Genomic DNA, 17,341 nt, shown 5'->3' on the forward strand with positions numbered 1-17,341 from the left:
ACAGAACGCTCACCGGCGCCGGGTTATGCTGGGCGCCATGCACTCACAAGAACAACATGCAGAGTGAACCCATGAACATGCAGCTTGCCCCCGCCTCCGTGCTCGACCCGATGGAAACCGCCAGCATCGACCAACTCCGTGCCCACCAGCTGGAGCGTTTGCGCTGGAGCCTGGACCACGCCTACCAGAACGTGCCGATGTACCGCCAGCGCTTCGACGAGCTGGGCGTGCATCCGTCCGACCTGAAGGATTTCGCCGACCTGGCCAGGTTCCCCTTCACGGTGAAGAACGACCTGCGCGACAACTACCCCTTCGGCATGTTCGCCGTGCCCCAGCACGACATCGTCCGCCTGCATGCCTCCAGCGGCACCACCGGCAAGCCGACGGTGGTCGGCTACACACAGAAGGACATCGACACCTGGGCCGACCTGGTAGCGCGCTCGATCCGCGCCGCCGGCGGGCGCAAGGGTGACAAGGTGCATGTGTCCTATGGCTACGGTCTGTTCACCGGCGGCCTGGGCGCGCACTACGGCGCCGAGCGCCTGGGCTGCACGGTGATTCCGATGTCCGGCGGCCAGACCGAGAAGCAGGTGCAACTGATCCGCGACTTCCAGCCGGACATCATCATGGTCACGCCGTCGTACATGCTCAACCTGGCCGACGAGATCGAACGCCAGGGCATCGACCCGCACACGTTGGCCCTGCGCCTGGGCATCTTCGGCGCCGAACCGTGGACCCCGGAGCTGCGCGCCTCGATCGAAGCGCGCCTGGGCATCAGCGCCCTGGATATCTACGGGCTTTCGGAAATCATGGGGCCGGGCGTGGCCATGGAATGCGCGGAAAGCCGCGACGGGCCGACAGTCTGGGAGGATCATTTCTACCCGGAAATCATCGACCCGGTGACCGGCGAGGTGCTGCCCGACGGGCAACTGGGCGAACTGGTATTCACCACCCTGAGCAAGGAAGCGCTGCCGATGGTGCGCTACCGCACCCGCGACCTCACCCGCCTGCTGCCGGGCACCGCACGGCCGATGCGGCGTATCGACAAGATCACCGGGCGCAGCGACGACATGCTGATCATTCGCGGGGTCAACGTGTTCCCGACCCAGGTCGAGGAGCAGGTGCTCAAGGTCAAGCAACTGGCCGAATGCTACGAGATCCACCTGTACCGTACCGGCAACCTGGACAGCATCGACATCCATGTCGAACTGCGTGGCGAGCACCAGCAACTGGGCGAGGCGCAGCAGAAGGCGGTGTGTTCGGAGCTGAGCCGGCATATCAAGACCCACATCGGCATCAGCTCGCGGATCGTGTTGCAGCCGGCTTACTCGATCAAAAGGTCGGAGGGCAAGGCTTGTCATGTGTATGACAAGCGCAAGCAGGCTGTTTGAAGACTGGGCCCGATCTTTCGGGCCTCATCGCTGGCAAGCCAGCTCCCACAACCTGTGGGAGCTGGCTTGCCAGCGATTGGCCCTCACTGGCGATGAAATTTTCAGCTCCTGTTGACCAGGCTGACAATCACCTCGAACAACTCCCCGCGCGCCTGCTCATGCCCGATTTCCCCGGCCACCGCCGCCCCGGACAGGGCGTCGGCAGCCCCGAGCATGCCCCATAACCCTGCGCTCGACAGCGCCCCGGCAAAGGGCCCGAGCACCGTGCGGCATTTGCCCAGGAAGTCTTGCTGGCATTCGCGCTTCAAGCGCGCCAATTCCGGCGAGCCCTCCAGCGCCGCCAGCACCCCGGGGATTTCCCGGCCTTCGGCCAGCACGCAATCGACATAACTGTCGGCAATCGCTCGCGCCTTGCCTTCCAGCGTGGCCTCGCCCGCGGCCATGGCCGCGTCGATCAGCAGGTTCTGGCGTTTCTCGAAATCCCGGTACAGCGCCGTCAGCAGCCCTTCCCGGGTGCCGAAATGGTCATACACCGTCGGCTTGGTGATCCCCGCCGCTTCCGCCAGGCGCCCCAGGCTCAGGGCGTCGCTGCCCTCTTCGGCAATCACCTGCCGGGCCACCTCCAGCAACTGTTCCAGACGCTGCTCGCGGGTCAGCCGCTTGCGGGTATCGCTCATGCCTCAGGTCCTCTTGTCGAACAACTCGCGACCCAGGCGCCGTGCGGTGTCGAAATGCCCCTGGGGGAAATCTTCATCGGCCTGGGTCAAAAGCACGGAGGATGCCACCCGCGCACCGCAATAGCCAAAGATCCCGTGTTCGATCTGGGTATGCATGGCCACCGAATAGCCGTGCTTGTCGTAGGTCTGCGGTCCGGCGCCGGCGATCGCCACAAGGTGGACCGGCAGGCGCTGCAGCAGCCCCTGCTCGGCCTGGTCATAGGCCCAGCCGCCACTGAACACCCGGTCGATCCAGCCCTTGAGCAGCCCCGGGAACGACCACCAATACACCGGGAACACCAGCACCAGCGCATCAGCGCGGTCGATACGTGCCTGCTCGGCAAGCACATCCGCCGGAACCGGAGACTGATTGCGGAACAGCGCCAGGTCGTGCGCATTGAAGCGCGGATCGAACCCTTCGGCATGCAGGTCGGCGATCTCGAAGCCGTGGGGCGCGGGGATATTTGCCACCAGCTCGGCGGCGACGCGATGGGTCAGGGACTGCGTGTCCGGATGGGCAACCACGATGAGGGCATGCATGGAACGTACTCCTGCGAGGGCTGAATTGATGTACCAAAGGTATATACGATTGGTACATATGGCAACCCCCAACCCGCCATTGCGCAATGCGATACAAAAACAAGTTACGACACGCGTTTTTGTGTTTGATATTTGGTTTTGTATCACTTATAACTGTGCTCACGCCCAAAGCCCCCCACGACAAAAAGGCGGGAGACACACATGTACGCACAATTGGTCGAAACCGGCGTCAAGCGCCTGAAGACCCTCGACGAGATGTCCGAACAGGAGCGCGCCTTCCAGGAGCGCATCGATGCCGAGATCAAGATCGAGGCGAAGAACTGGATGCCGGACGCCTACCGGCAAACGCTGATCCGGCAGATTTCCCAACACGCCCACTCCGAGATCGTCGGCATGCTGCCGGAGGGCAACTGGGTCACTCGCGCTCCATCGCTCAAGCGCAAGCTGCAGTTGATGGCGAAGATCCAGGACGAAGCCGGCCACGGCCTGTACCTGTACAGCGCCATGGAAACCCTCGGCGCCGATCGTGATACGGAAATTGAAAAGCTGCATAGCGGAAAAGCAAAATATTCCAGCATTTTCAACTACCCGACCCTGAGCTGGGCCGACATCGGTGCGGTAGGCTGGCTGGTGGATGGCGCGGCGATCGTCAATCAGGTGGTGCTCCAGCGCACCAGCTACGGCCCCTATTCCCGGGCGATGATCCGCATCTGCAAGGAAGAGAGCTTCCACCAGCGCCAGGGCTACGAAATCCTCCTGACCATGATGCGCGAGGGCAACCAGGCCCAGAAGGACATGGTCCAGGACGCGATCAACCGCCTGTGGTGGCCGTCGCTGATGATGTTCGGCCCGAGCGACGAGCACTCGCCCAACAGCGCCCAGTCCATGGCCTGGAAGATCAAGCGCCAGAGCAATGATGAGCTGCGCCAGCGCTTCATCGACCAGACCGTGCCGCAACTGGAATTGCTCGGCTGCACGGCGCCAGATCCCGAGCTGAAGTGGAACGCCGAGCGTGGTCATTACGACTTCGGCCAGATCCAGTGGGACGAATTCTACGAAGTGCTCAAGGGCAACGGCCCGTGCAACCAGGAGCGGGTCGCCACCCGCCGCCAGGCCATCGAGGACGGTGCCTGGGTACGGGCTGCCGCTGTCGCCCACGCCAAGAAAAAAGCCAATAAAAACGCCGCCTGAGCGCCGCCCGAGGAGAAATCGCCATGTCCGAATGGACCCTGTTCGAAGTGTTCGTGCGCAGCAAGCACGGCCTCAACCACAAGCATGTCGGTAGCGTCCATGCCGCCGATGCCGCCATGGCCATCGAGAATGCTCGCGAGCTGTACACCCGCCGCAACGAGGGGGTAAGCCTGTGGGTGGTGCCCTCGGCGCTGATCACGGCCTCGTCGCCCGACGAGAAGGATCCGCTGTTCGCCCCTGCCGAAGACAAGATCTACCGCCACGCCAGCTTCTACGAGCTGCCGCCTGAAGTGGGGCATATGTAATGACGGCGCCCATGACAGACGATCTGATCCAGTATTTGCTGCGCCTGGGCGACAGCGCCATGGTCCAGGCCCAGCGCCTGTGCCAGTGGTGCGGCCGCGCCCCGGCGCTGGAAGAAGAGCTGGCGCTGATGAACGTCGGCCTCGACCTGGTCGGCCAGGCGCGCAACTGGCTGGAATATGCCGCCGAGCTGAGCGCTGACGGCCGCGATGCCGACCACCTGGTGTTCCGTCGCGACGAGCGCGCCTATCGCAACCTGCTGCTGGTGGAGCAACCCAACGGCGACTATGCGCTGACCATCCTCAAGCAATTCTTCTACGACGCCTGGCATTTCGCCGTGCTGCAAGGCCTGGCCCATTCCAGCGACGAGCGTATCCAGGCCATCGCCAGCAAGGCGCTGAAGGAAGTCACCTATCACCTGCGCCGCTCCGGCGAGTGGGTCGAGCGCCTGGGCGACGGCACCGAGGAGAGCCGCCAGCGCATGCTCGCCGCCCTGCCCCAGGTCTGGCGCTATACCGTCGAGCTGGTGGAGGCCGATGCGCTGGAGCAGCGCCTGTTCCACAGCGGTGTGATCGGCAACCCGGAGCAGGTCGCGCTGGACTGGCAGACGCAGGTCGAAGCCACCTTCGAGCGCGCCACCCTACCGGTGCCGCCAGCGGCCAGTCACTTCTACCTCAGCGGTCGCCAGGGCGTGCACAGCGAGCACCTGGGCCTGCTGCTGGCGGAAATGCAATTCCTGCCGCGAGCCTACCCCGATGCGACCTGGTGAGCTGATCGCCAGCGACCGCGGCGCCCGCGCCTCGCGGCCCGATGACCTGCACCAGGCCTGGACGGTGCTGGAGCAGGTCATGGACCCGGAAGTGCCGGTGGTCAGCGTGGTCGACCTGGGCATCGTGCGCGCTCTGGACTGGGCCAACGGCCACCTGCAGGTGGCCGTGACCCCGACCTATTCCGGCTGCCCGGCCACCGAGGCGATCGAGCAGGACATCCGCGCCGCGCTGGAACAGGCCGGCTTCGCCGAGCCCGCGCTGAAGCGTCAGCTCAGCCCGGCCTGGACCACCGACTGGATCAGCGCCAGCGGCCGTGAACGCCTGCGCGCCTATGGCATCGCCGCGCCACTGGGCAGTTCGAACAAACGCAGCCTGCTCGGCGAACCGCAGGTGATCGCCTGTCCACAGTGCGGCAGCAGCCACACCGAGGTACTCAGCGAGTTCGGCTCCACCGCGTGCAAGGCCCTGTACCGCTGCTGCGACTGCCGCGAGCCCTTCGATTATTTCAAGTGCATTTGAGCGCTTGCTGGAGATTCCCCATGAGCCAGTTCCACAGCCTGACCGTCAAGCAAGTGCGCAGCGAAACACGCGATGCCGTGTCGATCCTGTTCGATGTACCGCGTGAACTGGGCGAGACCTTCCGGTTCACCCAGGGCCAGTACCTGGTGCTGCGCACCCGCCTGGATGATGAAGAAGTGCGCCGCTCCTATTCGATCTGCACCGGCGTCAACGACGGTGAACTGCGGGTGGCGGTAAAAAAAATGGTCGGCGGGCGTTTTTCCGCCTTCGCCAACGAGGTGCTGGCGGCCGGTGACGTGATCGATGTGATGCCGCCATCCGGCAGCTTCCATACCGCGCTGGACCCGGCGCGTCACGCTCACTACCTGGCGGTGGCGGCCGGCAGCGGCATCACCCCGATCCTGTCCATTGTCAAGACCACCCTTGAAGCCGAACCGAACAGCCGCTTCACCCTGCTCTACGGCAACCGCGCCAGTGGCTCGGCGCTGTTCCGCGAGCAACTGGAAGACCTGAAGAACCGCTACCTGCAACGCCTCAACCTGATCTTCGTGTTCAGCCGCGAGCAGCAGGACATCGACCTTTATAACGGCCGCATCGACGCCGACAAATGCGCGCAACTGTTCGGCCGCTGGCTCGACGTGCCGCAACTGGAAGCGGCGTTCGTTTGCGGCCCGCAGGCAATGACCGAGACCGTGCGCGACGCCCTGAAGGCGCGAGGCATGGCCGCGGACAGGATTCACTTCGAGCTGTTCGCCGCAGCCGGCAGCGACGAGCGGCGCCAGGCCCGGGAAGCGGCGCGGCAGGTGGATTCGGCGATGAGCCAGGTCACCGTGATCAGCGACGGCCGTGCGCTGTCCTTCGAGCTGCCGCGCAATAGCCAAAGCGTGCTGGATGCCGGCAATGCCATTGGCGCCGAACTGCCCTACTCGTGCAAGGCCGGGGTCTGCTCGACCTGTAAGTGCAAGGTGATCGAGGGCGAGGTGGAGATGGACAGCAACCATGCCCTGGAAGACTACGAGGTAGCGGCCGGGTATGTGCTGTCGTGCCAGAGCTATCCGCTGAGCGAGCGGGTGGTGCTGGATTTCGATCAGCTTTAAAGGTTTTCGCCTGTACCGGCCTCATCGCTGGCAAGCCAGCTCCCACAGGGATCCCTGTGGGAGCTGGCTTGCCAGCGATGAGGCCCGAAAGAACAAAGCAATACCCCCAAGCGTGAACGACACAACAACTACAACAAGATCAAGAGAGCGCACCCATGACCCCCACTGATATCGAATCCATCAGCAACCACCCCGATTTCCGGCAACTGGTGCGGCGCAAGCGCCGCCTCAACGGCAGCCTCACCGCCGCCATGCTGGTGATCTACTACGGCTTCGTCCTGCTCGTGGCCTTTTCCCCCAGCACCCTCGGCCAGTCCCTCAGCGGCGGGGTGACGAGCGTCGGCATGCTGGTGGGCGTGCTGATCGTGCTGCTGTCCTTCGCCCTCACCGGTATCTACGTGTACCGCGCCAACAATGTCCTCGATCCGCTCAACGACAAGGTCAAGCAGGAGTGCGCGCAATGAACTGGACCGCCATCGGCATGTTTCTGCTGTTCGTCGTCTTCACCCTCGGGGTAACCCGCTGGGCCGCCCTGCGCACCCGTTCGGCCAGCGATTTCTATACCGCCGGCGGCGGCCTGAGCGGGATGCAGAACGGCCTGGCAATCGCCGGCGACATGATCAGCGCCGCGTCCTTCCTCGGTATCTCGGCGATGATGTTCCTCAACGGCTACGACGGCCTGCTCTACGCCCTGGGCGTGCTGGCCGGCTGGCCGATCATCCTGTTCCTGATCGCCGAGCGCCTGCGCAACCTGGGCAAGTACACCTTCGCCGACGTGGTCTCCTACCGCCTGGCACAGACCCCGGTACGCCTGACCTCGGCCTTCGGTACCCTGACCGTGGCGCTACTGTACCTGGTGGCGCAGATGGTCGGCGCCGGCAAGCTGATCGAGCTGCTGTTCGGCATCAGCTACCTGTACGCGGTGATCCTGGTCGGCGTGCTGATGGTGTTCTACGTCACCTTCGGCGGCATGCTCGCTACCACATGGGTGCAGATCATCAAGGCCGTCATGCTGCTTTCCGGCACCACCTTCATGGCCTTCATGGTGCTCAAGCACTTCGGTTTCAGCACCGAGGCGATGTTCGCCAGCGCCGCGGCGGTACATGCCAAAGGCACCGCGATCATGGCCCCGGGCGGCCTGCTGTCGAACCCGGTGGATGCGATTTCCCTCGGCCTCGGCATGATGTTCGGCACCGCCGGCCTGCCACACATCCTGATGCGCTTCTTCACGGTCAGCGATGCCAAGGAAGCCCGTAAATCGGTGTTCTATGCCACCGGCTTCATCGGCTACTTCTACCTGCTGCTGATCGTCATCGGCTTCGGCGCCATCGTTATGGTCGGCACTGAACCTGCCTACCGTGACGCCAGCGGCGCGATCATCGGCGGCGGCAACATGATCGCCGTGCACCTGGCCCAGGCCGTGGGCGGCAACCTGTTCCTCGGCTTCATCTCGGCCGTGGCCTTCGCCACCATCCTTGCGGTAGTCGCCGGCCTGGCGCTGTCCGGTGCCTCGGCGGTGTCCCATGACATCTACGCCTGCGTGGTCCGCAAGGGCAAGGCGAGCGAACAGGATGAGATCCGCGTCTCCCGCGTCGCCACCCTGGTGATCGGCGTGCTGGCGATCATCCTCGGCCTGATGTTCGAGTCGCAGAACATCGCGTTCCTGTCCGGGCTGGTGCTGGCCATCGCGGCCTCGGTCAATTTCCCGGTGCTGTTCCTGTCCATGTTCTGGAAGGGCCTGACCACCCGCGGCGCCGTGGCCGGTAGCCTGGCCGGCCTGGTTTCGGCGGTGATCCTGCTGGTGCTGAGCCCAGTGGTGTGGGTCAACGTTCTGCATCACGACAAGGCGCTGTTCCCCTACTCCAACCCGGCGCTGTTCTCCATGAGCGCGGCCTTCCTTGCCGCCTGGGCCTTCTCGGTGTCCGACCGCTCGGCCCGGGCCAGCGAGGAACGCGGCCGCTATCTGGCCCAGTTCATCCGCTCCATGACCGGTATCGGCGCCGCCAGCGCCAGCAAACACTAATCACGCAAACGACGACTCGGGAATAACAACAATGAACCCCATTCGCCTTCTGGCCGGATTCACCCTGCCCCTCGCCTGTACTCCGGCCCTGGCCGGCTTCATCGAGGACAGCCACGCGAAGATCGAACTGCGCAACCACTACATAAACCGCGACTTCCGCCAGGACAACGCGCCGCAGTCCAAGGCTGAGGAATGGGCGCAGGGCTTTACCGCCAAACTGGAGTCCGGCTTTACCGATGGCACCCTTGGTTTCGGTGTGGATGCCATGGGCCAACTGGGCATCAAGCTGGACTCCAGCCGCGACCGCCGTGGCACCGGCCTGCTGCCCTATGGCCGCGACAGCCTGGAACCGGTGGACGACTACAGCGAGCTGGGCGTGACCGCCAAGGTGCGCCTGTCGAAAAGCGTGCTGCGCCTGGGCACCCTGCAACCGCTGTTGCCGGTGGTCACCTACAACGACACCCGCCTGCTGGCCTCGACCTTCAAAGGCGGCCTGCTGACCAGCCAGGACATCGACGGCCTGACCCTCAATGGCGGACGCCTGACCAAGGCCAACCTGCGCGATTCCTCGAGCAACGACGATATCGGCTACGGCGCCGCCAGCAGCGATCACTTCGATTTCGGTGGCGGCAGCTACGCCTTCAGCCCGCAACTGGCGGTGAGTTACTACTACGCCAAGCTCGAAGACATCTATCGCCAGCAGTATGTCGGCCTGGTTCATACCCTGCCGCTGGCCGAGGGCATGAGCCTGCGCAGTGACCTGCGCTGGTTCGACAGCCGTGGCGACGGTGCCGAACGCGCCGGACGCATCGATAACCGTAACTTCAACGGCATGTTCACCCTGGCGGTCGGCGCGCACAAATTCAGCGGCACCTTCCAGCAGATGTCCGGCGACAGCGCCTTCCCCTTCCTCAATGGCGGCGACCCTTACACCGTCAACCTGGTCACCTACAACACCTTCACCCGCGCCGGGCTGGACTCCTGGCAGGCGCGCTACGACTACGACTTCGCCGCCCTGGGCATTCCCGGCCTGAGCTTCATGACCCGCTATACCGACGGCCGCCACGCCAAGGCGGCGGGTATCGACAACGGCCGCGAGCGCGAGCGCGATACCGATATCGCCTACGTGATCCAGAGCGGCCCGCTGAAGAACGTCAGCCTGCGTTGGCGCAACGTCACCTTCCGCTCCGGCAACGGCCTGACCAATGCCCTGGACGAAAACCGCCTGATCGTCGGCTACACCCTGGCGCTGTGGTAACAGCGCTTCCTGAAAGAACTGGAGGACACACCGATGTCTGCTGCCCCTACCTTGCAAAGCTTCATCGCCGGCCGCTGGATCGGCCAGCACGGCGCCCAGCCCCTGCGCAGCGCCATCGACGGCCACGTGCTGGGCTACAGCCATGAGGAGCGTCCGGACTTCGCCGAGGCCCTCGCCTGGGGGCGCCAGCAGGGCCGCAACGGCCTGATGGCCCTGGATTTCCAGCAGCGCGCAGCGCGGCTCAAGGCCCTGGCGCTGTACCTGGCCGAGCGCAAGGAGCAGCTCTACGCCCTGTCCCACCACAGCGGCGCGACCCGTGCCGACAGCTGGATCGATATCGAGGGCGGCAATGCCACGCTGTTCTCTTATGCCGGCATCGGTGCCCGCGAGTTGCCGTCAGGCAACCTGGTCCATGAAGGGCCGGCGATCCCGCTGGGCAAGCAAGGCCGGTTCGCCGGCAGTCACATCCTGGTGCCACGGGCCGGGGTCGCGGTGCATATCAATGCCTTCAACTTCCCGATCTGGGGGATGCTGGAAAAATTTGCCCCGACCTTCCTGGCCGGCATGCCCTGCATCGTCAAGCCCGCCACCGCCACCAGCTACCTGACCGAAGCCGTGGTGCGCCTGATCGATGAGTCCGGCCTGCTCCCGGCCGGCGCCCTGCAACTGGTGATCGGCAGCACCGGCGACCTGCTGGAGCGCCTGGACGGCCAGGACCTGGTGACTTTCACCGGCTCGGCGGACACTGCGGCGAAACTGCGGGTCACGCCCAACCTGATCCGCAACTCGGTGCCCTTCACCGCCGAGGCCGACTCGCTGAACTGCGCCATCCTCGGCCCGGACGTGAGCCCGGACAGCGAAGAGTTCGAGCTGTATATCAAGGAAGTCGCCCGGGAAATGACCACCAAGGCCGGGCAGAAATGCACGGCGATTCGCCGGGCCATCGTGCCGGCGAAGCATCTGGACGCGGTGGCGACCCGCCTGCGGGATCGCCTGGGCAAGGTGGTGGTGGGCGATCCTTCGGTGGAAGGCGTGCGCATGGGGGCCCTGGCGTCCCATGCGCAGCAGGCGGATGTCGGCGAGCGGGTCGAACAATTGCTGCAAAGCTGCGACCTGCTGTTCGGTGCCCGTGACGGTTTCGAGCCGCGTGGCGAAGGCGTCGCCAACGGCGCCTTCTTCGCCCCCACCCTGCTGCTGGCGCGGGACGCCCATGCCGAGGGCGGCGCCCACGATATCGAAGCGTTCGGGCCGGTCAGCACCCTGATGACCTATGAAGACCTGGATGAAGCGCTGGACCTGGCTGCCCGCGGCAAAGGCAGCCTGGTGGCGAGCCTGGTCACCGCTGACCGCGCAGTGGCGGCCAGGGCCGTGCCGGTGGCGGCGGCCTGGCATGGCCGCCTGCTGGTGCTGGATGCCGAAGCCGCTGCCGAATCCACCGGCCATGGTTCTCCGCTGCCGCAGCTCAAGCACGGCGGTCCGGGTCGGGCTGGGGGTGGCGAGGAACTGGGCGGGCTGCGCGCCGTGAAGCACTACCTGCAACGGGCCGCGGTACAGGGCTCGCCGAGCATGCTGATGGCGGTGACCGGCGAGTACGTGCGTGGCGCCGAGGTGATCGAAACCGAAGTACATCCGTTCCGCCGCTATTTCGAGGACCTGCGCATCGGCGAGTCGTTGCTGACCCATCGGCGGACGGTGACCGAGGCAGACCTGGTGAACTTCGGCTGTCTTTCGGGGGATCACTTCTACATGCATTTCGACGAGATCGCCGCACGGGAATCGCAGTTCGGCAAGCGTATCGCCCACGGCTACTTCGTGCTGTCGGCGGCGGCCGGCTTGTTCGTCAGCCCGGCTCCCGGGCCGGTCCTGGCCAACTATGGACTGGATAACCTGCGCTTCATCAATCCGGTGGGCATCGGCGACACGATCCAGGCCAGGCTCACCTGCAAGCGCAAGATCGACCAGGGCAAGAAGAGCCCGCAGGGTATCCCGCAAGGGGTGGTGGCGTGGGACGTGGAGGTGACCAACCAGCTTGGGGAGCTGGTGGCGAGTTATGACATTCTGACCCTGGTGGTGAAGCGGGAGGGCTAAACCCTGGATGCGGCGCGGTATCGACAAGGTCCGCGTCGCGTTTCGAGCCGCCCGGGACGAGGAGCATGGCCAGCGTCTTCAATGCGCCAGCAGGCGCAGCCCATACAGATAGCTCCAGATAATCAACGGGAGTGCCAGCACGCGGCTCCAGAACCAGGGCGAGTCCGGCTGCGTATCGCCGCTCCAGAACAGCACCACCAGAGCGAAACCCGTGGCCAGGCATAGCAGTACAACCAATGGCCAGCGAACCCTGCCCAGGAAATCCGGGGAACCGCACCCGGACGCGCCATCTGCACCATGGCTACCGTCGATTTTTCTCATACCCTCGCCCCGAGAAATATTCCAGGCACGCACAGTAAAACATCTGACTTATCAATTTCGAGCCTCAAACAAGCGAAGGGAAGTTTCCAGGAAAGCTTGAGAAACTTCCGAGCCAGGTGGTTATCCAGCGAGCCGTTGGAAGTGCGCCATGGGCCAGGTTCGCAACCATTGCTGCTGTAGCAACATAGATTCACCAGTGCCCTGCTGCCTGCCTAGCAACGACGCCGCAAAAATCCTTGTTTTTCCAATTGAATCAATGGGTTGAAAACATGGCATAAACCCTGCTCTACCCCTGCATCTGCAACGCTCGGGGAGAAGCAGCATGTTCCAGATCAATCCCATCACCAAGGGAATCAGCCTTAGCCTTCTGTTGGCGGGCCAATACCCGTTGGCCTATGCCGACGATGAAACCAGCACCACGCCGGCGCTGAAAACCGTAACCGTCACCGCACAGCACCGGGAAGAAACCCTGCAAGAGGTTCCGGTGGCGGTCTCGGCGGTCCAGGGCACCAGCCTGGCGGCCGACGGCGTGCGCGCCATGGGCGATATCACCACGTTCGTACCCAACGCTTCGGCGAAGAATCCGGACGGCGACGGGCGCCCACGCTGGTACATCCGTGGCCTGGGCACCGGCGATACCGGTGCGGCCACGGTCTATCCGGTAGGCATCTATGCCGACGACGTGTACCTCAATGCTCCGGTGGCCGGCGGCGGGCCGCTGTTCGACCTGGAACGCATCGAGATCCTGCGCGGCCCGCAAGGCACCCTGTACGGCAAGAACACCACCGCCGGCGCGGTCAACGTGATTTCCAAGAAACCGACGTTCGACACCGATGGCTACGGCACTATCGGCTTCGGCAGCAAGAACGAACGAATCCTCAACGGCGCCATCGGCGGTTCGCTGGTGGACGATCGCCTGGCCGGCCGGGTCTCGCTGTATTCCGAAGAGCGCGACGGCTTCACCCATAACCTGACCAACGACCAGACCTACGGTGACGTCAACAAGAAAGCCGTGCGCGTGCAGTTCCTGGCCAAGGTCAACGAGGACCTCGAAGCCCTGCTGAAGATTCATGGTCGTGAATTCAAGGGCGACGGCAGCAGCGGTTCGCTGCCCCTGGGGCGCTACTACAATGTCGGCTACCAGCGCCCTCACGGGCGCAAGATCGAGCTCAACACCAACGAAGACTACAAGCTCGACCACAGCGGCACGTCGCTGACCCTGAACTGGAACCTCGGCGACTACACCCTGACCTCGATCACCGCCTACGACCATATCCGCAACCAGTCGCTGACCGACGCCGACTACACCCCCTACGAGGTCAACGGTGCCACTGACAGCGATGCGACCTACGACCAGTACTCCCAGGAGTTCCGCCTCGCCTCTTCGCCGCAGGAAACCCTGCGCTGGATGCTCGGAACCCACTACTTCCACGAGACCCTCGACAACAGCGCGGTGCGCAGCATCATTCCGGGCCCGACACCGAACGGCACCGGCTCCAACCAGACCGGCGGCACCGTGGATTACCGCAACCTCGACTACACCCACCGCACCGACAGCTATGCGCTGTTCGGCAACCTGGCCTATGACTTCACAGACAATCTGACCGTCACCGGCGGCCTGCGCTGGACCACCGAGAAAAAGGACATCGATCTCGACCTGACCCAGCTGACCCGGGCTACCGCCACGGGTCCGCTGATCCCGTTGACCGCCGCCGGCAGCAACGGCAATCGCGAGGAAAGCAAGCGCTGGGACGCCTGGACCTACGACCTGACCCCGGAATACCGGATCAACGACAACCTGCGGGTGTTCTTCCGCTACGCCCACGGCTTCCGCTCGGGTGGCTTCAACACCGGCCTCTCAACCAGCCTGGCGCAGTTGACCACGGTCGATCCGGAAGAACTGGATGCCTATGAACTGGGCTTGAAGTCGGAGTGGTTCGACCATCGCCTGACGGTCAACGCCAACGTCTTCTATTACGACTACCAGGACATCCAGGTGAACCTGCTGACGGTCAACAGCGGCATCCTGACCACCGCACTCACCAACGGCGCCAAGGGCAAGGTCAAAGGCGCCGAACTGGAGATCGAGGGCCAGCCCACCGACCGCCTGCATCTGCGCGGCGCGCTGTCGTTCCTGGATACCGAGTACACCGACTTCAAGAACACCAACCCCAATACCGGCGCGGTCACCGGCGACTACAGCGGCAACAGCTTCGTGCGGTCGCCGCGCTACGTGGTGTCCCTCGGGGCCGACTACACCCTGCCGCTGGACATTCCCGGCAGGCTGGTAGCCGGGGGCGATGTCAGCTTCCGTGACAAGGAATACTTCCTCGCCGACCGCCAGAGCAGTGCCGACGCGCCGCTCAACCAGCCCCACTACACCCTGGCCAACAGTCGCCTGACCTGGTTCAGCGCGGACGAGAAGCTCAGCGTCACCGGCTTCGTCAACAACCTCACCGACCGCCGTTACCAGGTCCATGGCCGACCCAACGGTACTGCCGGGCAATACGTGATCACCTACGGCGACCCGCGCACCGTCGGCCTGAGCGTTACCAGCCGTTTCTGACCCTTCGCTGACCGGCGATCCCGGGAGGGTCGCCGGCCCCCTTGCGTGCAACAGGAGTAGTCCCATGTTCCGTCTCGACCCCTTGGCCGGCGCCATCGCGCTGGTCATCGGCAGCCTTGCCGTGCCCATCGTCCAGGCCCAGGAGCCCGCCAGTGGCAGCGCCGCCAAAGACGACAAACTCGATACCGTGGTAGTGGTCGGCACCCGCCGCAGCGACGTCACCGCCCTCGAAAGCGCGGCACCGGTCGATGTGCTCAGCGCCGAAAAACTCGAAGAAACCGGGGCCAAGGACCTGTCCGGCGCCCTGACCGCGCTGTCGCCCTCCTTCAGCTTCCCGCAATCGCCACAGGGCGCTTTCGCCGGGTCCATCGCCCAAGGCGCTTCGCTGCGCGGCCTGGCCTCGGACCAGGTGCTGGTACTGGTCAACGGCAAGCGCCGCCACAGCAGCGCCAACGTTACCCGCCAGAGCCTGGCCAACGGCCGTGGCGCCGCGGCGGTGGACCTGAGCCTGATACCGCTGAGCGCGGTGTCGCGGGTCGAGATCCTGCGTGACGGCGCCGCCGCCCAGTACGGCTCCGATGCCATCGCCGGGGTGATCAACATCGTGCTCAAGGAAAACGACGATGGCGGCAACATCGGCTACCGCTTCGGCGGCTACGACAAGGGTGACGGCCTGCAGCGCAAGCTCAGTGGCTGGAAAGGCTTCGCCCTGCCCAACGATGGTTTCCTCACCCTGTCGTTCGATGCCGGCAACCAGGACCCGGCCAGCGATACCCGTCCGGACAACCGCATCTTCTATCCCGGCGACACCAGCGTTAATACGCCCCGCGAGCAGAACAACCGCTACCGCACCTGGAACTGGGGCTCGGGCGGGGTCAGCGACCAGTACAACCTCGTCGCCAACAGCGAGATCGGCGTTGGTGACGGCCTGACCGCCTATGGCTTCGCCACGTACTCGCACAAGAACACCGATGCCGAAGGCTTCTTCGACCCGCCCACCACCCTGCGCAGCAACTACGGCAGTGTCGCGCTGTCGCGCTACCCGGACGGGCGCCTGCCGATCACCCGCTATGCCCTGGAGGACTACGCGGTCACCGGCGGCCTGCGCTACGAGGACGACCTGCTGGGCAAGTTCGACCTGGCGGCCAACTACGGCAACGACACGCTCAAGTCCACCGATCGCGACGCGATCAACCCTAGCTGGGGCGCCAACAGCCCGTACAACATCTACACCGGGGAGCGCGAGAACAAGCAGACCAACCTGACCCTCGACTGGGTCCGCGACTTCCCCACCGATCTGCTGGCCAAGCCGCTGACCGTGTCCGCGGGCCTGGCCTGGCGCAAGGAAAACTACACCCTGAGCGCCGGCGAGGCGGCGGGCTGGCAGAACGGCGCGCTGTTCAACACCCTGGATCCGGTCACCGGGCGGCGGATTCCCGGCTACTACTCGGGGATCACCAACGTCGACGCCGCCTCGCTGGAGCGCAAGGTATTCGGCGCCTACCTCGACCTCGAAGGGCAGATCACCGACAAGTTCCAGGCCGGCCTGGCGGTGCGCTCGGAGCACTATTCGGACTTTGGCGACACCACCAACGGCAAGCTTTCCCTGCGCTACGACTTCACCCCGCAGATCGCCGCACGCGGCAGTATCAGCAGCGGTTATCGCGCACCGTCGCTGGTGCAGAGCGGTTTATCGTCGTTCAGCGTACAGGTGGTGGAGCAGCCGCCGGGCAGCGGCAACTGGGTCGAGGTGCAACAGCGCACCCTGCGCGCCGACAGCCCGGAAGCGGCATTGCTCGGTGGCCGGGCGCTGAAGCCGGAGGAGTCGACCAACTACTCCCTGGGCCTGGTCTGGCGGCCATTGAGCAATGCTTCGCTGAGCATCGACGCCTACCGTATCGATATCAACAACCGCATCACCCTCTCCGACCAGTTGCCGGCCAGCGTGGTCGGGCCGATCTTCGCCGGTACGCCCTACGCCAACATCCAGAGCGCGGCGTTCTACACCAACATCGCCGACACCCGCACCGACGGCGTCGAGCTAAGCGGCCAATACCAACTGGACCTGGCAGCCTATGGCCGGCTCGACCTGAACGCCGGCTTCGCCAAGACCCGCACGCGGATCACCGACCTGCGTGATGTCGGCGGCATCAGCGGTGAGCAGATCGTCGGACGGGCCACCCAAGGGCTGATCGAGCACGGCACGCCGGACAACAAGCTGACCTTCAGCGCCAACTGGCTGTACGAAAACTGGGGGCTGACCGTCACCCAGCGGCGTTATGGCGAATGGAAAAGCCTGAACGCCAGCAACCCGGCGCTGGACCAGACCTTCAGCCCGCAATGGGTGACGGATCTGGACCTGAGCTATCGCTTCGACCTGGGCCTGAAAGTCTCGGTAGGTGCGATCAACCTGTTCGACAGCCATCCGGAGAAATTGAAAGGTGCGCAGTTGTACGGGGTGCCGAAGTATTCGATCACCTCGCCTGAGGGAGCGCAGGGGGCGTTCTACTACACCAGTGTGAGTTATGACTTTTAAACGGGCCCAATAGCAAAAACGA

The 17,341-nt window shown here is 64.5% G+C and carries 14 protein-coding genes and 1 pseudogene; 12 read left to right on the plus strand and 3 right to left on the minus strand.

Going from position 1 to position 17,341, the window contains the following annotated elements:
• Window positions 1-71: 71 nt before the first annotated feature.
• Complete coding sequence (gene paaK / locus N7650_RS13725; RefSeq protein WP_009398374.1) at window positions 72-1,391, plus strand: phenylacetate--CoA ligase PaaK; 1,320 nt, start codon at window positions 72-74, stop codon at window positions 1,389-1,391.
• A gap of 101 nt (window positions 1,392-1,492) precedes the next feature.
• Here paaK and N7650_RS13730 read toward each other — a convergent pair whose 3' ends face one another.
• Window positions 1,493-2,068, minus strand: coding sequence for a TetR/AcrR family transcriptional regulator (locus N7650_RS13730; protein WP_279898669.1), 576 nt, complete (start codon window positions 2,066-2,068; stop codon window positions 1,493-1,495).
• Between the two features lie 3 nt (window positions 2,069-2,071).
• On the minus strand, window positions 2,072-2,647 hold the full coding sequence (locus N7650_RS13735) for an NAD(P)H-dependent oxidoreductase (RefSeq protein ID WP_279898670.1): 576 nt from the start codon (window positions 2,645-2,647) through the stop codon (window positions 2,072-2,074).
• 201 nt (window positions 2,648-2,848) lie between these two features.
• Here N7650_RS13735 and paaA point away from each other — a divergent pair, with 201 nt between their 5' ends.
• The 9 genes and pseudogenes from paaA to paaZ all read left to right on the plus strand — a co-directional run bounded on the left by paaA (window position 2,849) and on the right by paaZ (window position 11,896).
• Entirely contained in the window at window positions 2,849-3,838 is a 990-nt protein-coding gene (paaA, locus tag N7650_RS13740; RefSeq protein WP_279898671.1) for a 1,2-phenylacetyl-CoA epoxidase subunit PaaA, read from the plus strand.
• A gap of 23 nt (window positions 3,839-3,861) precedes the next feature.
• The gene (gene paaB / locus N7650_RS13745) at window positions 3,862-4,143 is read left to right on the plus strand and encodes a 1,2-phenylacetyl-CoA epoxidase subunit PaaB (protein WP_009398366.1); all 282 of its coding nucleotides are present in this window, start codon (window positions 3,862-3,864) and stop codon (window positions 4,141-4,143) included.
• A gap of 11 nt (window positions 4,144-4,154) precedes the next feature.
• Window positions 4,155-4,910, plus strand: coding sequence for a 1,2-phenylacetyl-CoA epoxidase subunit PaaC (paaC, locus tag N7650_RS13750; RefSeq protein WP_279898673.1), 756 nt, complete (start codon window positions 4,155-4,157; stop codon window positions 4,908-4,910).
• Complete coding sequence (gene paaD / locus N7650_RS13755; RefSeq protein ID WP_279898674.1) at window positions 4,897-5,430, plus strand: 1,2-phenylacetyl-CoA epoxidase subunit PaaD; 534 nt, start codon at window positions 4,897-4,899, stop codon at window positions 5,428-5,430. Before paaC ends, paaD begins: the two co-directional genes overlap by 14 nt.
• Before the next feature lie 20 nt (window positions 5,431-5,450).
• Complete coding sequence (gene paaE / locus N7650_RS13760; protein ID WP_279898676.1) at window positions 5,451-6,527, plus strand: 1,2-phenylacetyl-CoA epoxidase subunit PaaE; 1,077 nt, start codon at window positions 5,451-5,453, stop codon at window positions 6,525-6,527.
• Window positions 6,528-6,682: 155 nt separating this feature from the next.
• A complete protein-coding gene (locus N7650_RS13765) occupies window positions 6,683-6,991 on the plus strand; it encodes a DUF485 domain-containing protein (RefSeq protein WP_279898677.1) in 309 nt (102 codons plus the stop codon).
• Window positions 6,988-8,550: pseudogene (locus N7650_RS13770) on the plus strand (cation acetate symporter); the annotation flags it as partial. The gene N7650_RS13765 and the pseudogene N7650_RS13770, both read left to right, overlap by 4 nt.
• Window positions 8,551-8,581: 31 nt before the next feature.
• Window positions 8,582-9,808 (plus strand): OprD family porin, encoded by a 1,227-nt coding sequence (locus N7650_RS13775; RefSeq protein WP_009398357.1) that lies wholly within the window; start codon window positions 8,582-8,584, stop codon window positions 9,806-9,808.
• Window positions 9,809-9,841: 33 nt separating this feature from the next.
• On the plus strand, window positions 9,842-11,896 hold the full coding sequence (paaZ, locus tag N7650_RS13780) for a phenylacetic acid degradation bifunctional protein PaaZ (protein ID WP_279898680.1): 2,055 nt from the start codon (window positions 9,842-9,844) through the stop codon (window positions 11,894-11,896).
• Between the two features lie 78 nt (window positions 11,897-11,974).
• On the opposite strand, the gene N7650_RS13785 is transcribed toward paaZ, so the two are convergent.
• The gene (locus N7650_RS13785; RefSeq protein WP_279898681.1) at window positions 11,975-12,217 is read right to left on the minus strand and encodes a hypothetical protein; all 243 of its coding nucleotides are present in this window, start codon (window positions 12,215-12,217) and stop codon (window positions 11,975-11,977) included.
• Between the two features lie 322 nt (window positions 12,218-12,539).
• Between N7650_RS13785 and N7650_RS13790 the strand changes: the two genes are divergently transcribed.
• Both N7650_RS13790 and N7650_RS13795 read left to right on the plus strand, forming a co-directional pair.
• Window positions 12,540-14,783 carry a TonB-dependent receptor gene (locus tag N7650_RS13790; RefSeq protein WP_279898682.1) on the plus strand — a complete coding sequence of 748 codons (2,244 nt, stop codon included), beginning with the start codon at window positions 12,540-12,542 and terminating at the stop codon, window positions 14,781-14,783.
• 64 nt (window positions 14,784-14,847) lie between these two features.
• Window positions 14,848-17,319 (plus strand): TonB-dependent receptor, encoded by a 2,472-nt coding sequence (locus N7650_RS13795; protein WP_279898683.1) that lies wholly within the window; start codon window positions 14,848-14,850, stop codon window positions 17,317-17,319.
• Window positions 17,320-17,341: the final 22 nt, after the last annotated feature.

Source organism: Pseudomonas sp. GD04058 (assembly GCF_029836855.1).
GTDB classification, from domain to species: Bacteria; Pseudomonadota; Gammaproteobacteria; order Pseudomonadales; family Pseudomonadaceae; genus Aquipseudomonas; species Aquipseudomonas bharatica.

Bases quoted from the DNA above. Each gene is read 5' to 3' on its own strand.
- paaK (WP_009398374.1), top strand. From the start codon at position 72: ATGAACATGCAGCTTGCCCCCGCCTCCGTGCTCGACCCGATGGAAACC.
- N7650_RS13730 (WP_279898669.1), bottom strand. From the start codon at position 2,068: ATGAGCGATACCCGCAAGCGGCTGACCCGCGAGCAGCGTCTGGAACAG.
- N7650_RS13735 (WP_279898670.1), bottom strand. From the start codon at position 2,647: ATGCATGCCCTCATCGTGGTTGCCCATCCGGACACGCAGTCCCTGACC.
- paaA (WP_279898671.1), top strand. From the start codon at position 2,849: ATGTACGCACAATTGGTCGAAACCGGCGTCAAGCGCCTGAAGACCCTC.
- paaB (WP_009398366.1), top strand. From the start codon at position 3,862: ATGTCCGAATGGACCCTGTTCGAAGTGTTCGTGCGCAGCAAGCACGGC.
- paaC (WP_279898673.1), top strand. From the start codon at position 4,155: ATGACAGACGATCTGATCCAGTATTTGCTGCGCCTGGGCGACAGCGCC.
- paaD (WP_279898674.1), top strand. From the start codon at position 4,897: ATGCGACCTGGTGAGCTGATCGCCAGCGACCGCGGCGCCCGCGCCTCG.
- paaE (WP_279898676.1), top strand. From the start codon at position 5,451: ATGAGCCAGTTCCACAGCCTGACCGTCAAGCAAGTGCGCAGCGAAACA.
- N7650_RS13765 (WP_279898677.1), top strand. From the start codon at position 6,683: ATGACCCCCACTGATATCGAATCCATCAGCAACCACCCCGATTTCCGG.
- N7650_RS13775 (WP_009398357.1), top strand. From the start codon at position 8,582: ATGAACCCCATTCGCCTTCTGGCCGGATTCACCCTGCCCCTCGCCTGT.
- paaZ (WP_279898680.1), top strand. From the start codon at position 9,842: ATGTCTGCTGCCCCTACCTTGCAAAGCTTCATCGCCGGCCGCTGGATC.
- N7650_RS13785 (WP_279898681.1), bottom strand. From the start codon at position 12,217: ATGAGAAAAATCGACGGTAGCCATGGTGCAGATGGCGCGTCCGGGTGC.
- N7650_RS13790 (WP_279898682.1), top strand. From the start codon at position 12,540: ATGTTCCAGATCAATCCCATCACCAAGGGAATCAGCCTTAGCCTTCTG.
- N7650_RS13795 (WP_279898683.1), top strand. From the start codon at position 14,848: ATGTTCCGTCTCGACCCCTTGGCCGGCGCCATCGCGCTGGTCATCGGC.